This is a genomic window from Inquilinus sp. (assembly GCF_057815775.1).
Genome location: NZ_JBYRFX010000748.1, coordinates 1 through 2,587, shown reverse-complemented (window position 1 = coordinate 2,587; position 2,587 = coordinate 1). Strand labels below are relative to the sequence as shown.

The following is a 2,587-nucleotide window of genomic DNA, read 5'->3' as shown; positions in this document are numbered from 1 at the left end:
TCGGCCGAGGCGGTGCGGGCGATAGCGGAGGCTGCCGGCTGGGACGTCACCGTCCTGGTCTGGCTGGCGATCCCGGACGGGCTGGAGATCCGCCAGCGGCCGGTCGCCGACTGGGGTTAAGAGCGAATGCGTCGGTTGGGGTCGCGAGGGCGAACCCACCTACGAAGCTCAGCTTCTCGGCGCGACCTGCAGCCGGCCGCCGGCCAGGGCGGCCAGGTGCAGCTCGCCCAGGGACCGCGGGTCGAACAGCAGCGCCACCTTCTCGTCGCGGCTCAGGGCGCCGGTGCTCATCGTGCCCGGGCCGCCGGCGGTCAGCTTGCGCCGGGCCGCATCGACCACGCGGGGGTCCTCGTGGCCGGCCTCGGGCGCGCCGGTCAGCAACGTCATGTGGATGGCGTTGGCCAGCGGGTCGCGGATCACATGGGCCAGGCCGTCGGTGACCGGGGTGGTGGCGGCATTCAGCCGCTCGCCCAGCGCCGCCGCCTCGATCACGATCTGCGGCCGCTTGGTCTCCTCCGGCGTCACCAGCAGGCCCAGCCGGCGGGCCCACAGGCCGGTCGACTGGCGCGAGGTGATGACCGACAGGGGGATCGACAGCAGCAGGCCGATCACCAGCGGCGACAGCCAAGCCAGCATCGAGGGTGAGATCCACAGCGCCAGGATGCCCAGCACCACGCCGAAGATGGTGTGGCCGCGATGCATCTGCACCGCGTCGGACCAGGGCGTGCCCCGGTCGTCGCGCGACTGCGTGCCCCAGCCGCTGTCGCGGCCGAGGAAGGTCTGGAGCACGAAGTTGGAGTGGAACAGCATCATCACCGGCGCCTGAAAGATCGAGAAGAAGGTCTCGAACAGCAGGCTCAGCAGCGCCCGGAAGGCGCCGCCATAGCCGGCGGCCAGCCGCGGGTTGAACAGCAGCAGGGTCCAGCCGAAGATCTTCGGCGCGAGCAGCATCAGGAACGAAATCACCAGCAGGCGCACCGCCAGGGTCTGGTCCTGCACCGGCCAGATCGGGAACAGCGTCTCGCCCTGCGGGAAGTAGACCGGGATCTCCAGCTTGTGCTCCAGCGCCGTCATCATGCCGATGCAGATGAAGATCAGCCACAGCGGCGAGGAGACGTAGCTCATCACGCCCATCGCCATGTGCTGGCGCGACAGCGGGTGCAGGCCGCGCGCCACCATGATGCGCAGGTGCTGCATGTTGCCCTGGCACCAGCGCCGGTCGCGCTTGGCGTGGTCGATCATCGTCGGCGGGCATTCCTCGTAGCTGCCGCCGAGTTCCGGCACCAGCCAGGCGGTCCAGCCGTTGCGCCGGATCAGCGCCGCCTCGACGAAGTCATGCGACAGGATGTGGCCGCCGAAGGGCGGCCGGCCCGACAGGATCGGCAGGCCGCAGCTTTCGATGAAGGCGCGGGTGCGGATGATGGCGTTGTGGCCCCAGTAATTGCCGTCGCCGAGCTGCCAGAAGGCCAGGCCGGCGCCGACGATCGGGCCGTACAGGCTGCCGGCGAATTGCTGCATCCGGGCCCACAGCGTGTTGCGGTTCACCACCAGCGGCGGGGCCTGGATGATGCCGGCGCGTGGGTTGGTCTGCATCAGCCGGGCCATGGTGACCAGCGTCTCGCCGGCCATCAGGCTGTCGGCGTCCAGCACCACCATGAAATCGTAGCGGGCGCCCCAGCGGGTGCAGAAATCGGCGATGTTGCCGGCCTTCTTCGCCACGTTGTGGCGGCGCTTGCGATAGAAGATGCGACCGCTGCCGTCGGTGCGGCGGCACAGCGCGCTCCAGCCGATCTCCTCCGCCACCCAGACGTCGGGGTTGGTGGTGTCGCTGAGGATGAAGATGTCGAAGGCGCCGAGATGGCCGGTCCGCGCCAGGCTGTCGTGGATCGCCTGCAGGTTGGCGTAGATGCCGGTCGTGTCCTCGTTGTAGATCGGCATCAGCACGGCGGTGCGGCTCTTCAGCGGCGCCACGGCCTCGGCGCCCTGCGGCCACAGCAGCCCCGGCTGGCCCCAGCGCAGCAGCAGCGTCAGGAAGCCGGGCAGAGCGGTCCAGAAGGACAGCGAGATCCACGAGAAATTGATGGCGAACATCACCACCAGGGCAAGCTCGAACCCGGTGATGCCGCCGACGGACAGGAAACGGTAAAGGGCGAAGGCCGCGGCCAGGGTGGACAATGCCGTCGCCCCGAAGACGGCAAGGCGGCGCCAACGGGCCGCGGAGGCGTAGGACGCCGCTTCGAGTCCGGTCATTGGTGCGGTCGGATGCCTTTCCGTCAGGCCGGGCGCCGCTCGGCCGCCTCAGGCGACCAGCGGCCGAAAATGCGCTTCAGCGGCTCGCCCGCCCAGACCGGATCCAGCGGCTGGTCGACCATCGGCGTCGGCTGGGCGCGCGGCACCGGCACCGGCGAGACGCGTCGAAGCGCCTGCTCCATCGCCGGCGGCAGCGGGTCTTCCGACAGGAAATGCTCGGGCCAGCGGCGGGCGGCATCGGTCAACAGATAGGCGGCCCGGCCGATGGTCAGGATCGCATCGTCGCTGCGCTCGCTGCGGTTCAGCACCACGGCGAACCAGTCGGCGGTGCGGCGGC

2 protein-coding genes are annotated in these 2,587 nt (G+C 70.0%); both read right to left on the bottom strand.

The annotated features are described in order from the left end of the window. Window positions 1–168: 168 nt before the first annotated feature. Window positions 169–2,250, bottom strand: a complete 2,082-nt coding sequence (gene mdoH / locus AC3XYG_RS26270) for a glucans biosynthesis glucosyltransferase MdoH (protein ID WP_489142827.1) — start codon at window positions 2,248–2,250, stop codon at window positions 169–171. A gap of 23 nt (window positions 2,251–2,273) precedes the next feature. Beyond that, window positions 2,274–2,587 (bottom strand): hypothetical protein (locus tag AC3XYG_RS26265; RefSeq protein ID WP_489142826.1); only part of this gene is annotated, 314 nt, incomplete at its 5' end.

Bases quoted from the DNA above. Each gene is read 5' to 3' on its own strand.
- mdoH (WP_489142827.1), bottom strand. From the start codon at position 2,250: ATGACCGGACTCGAAGCGGCGTCCTACGCCTCCGCGGCCCGTTGGCGC.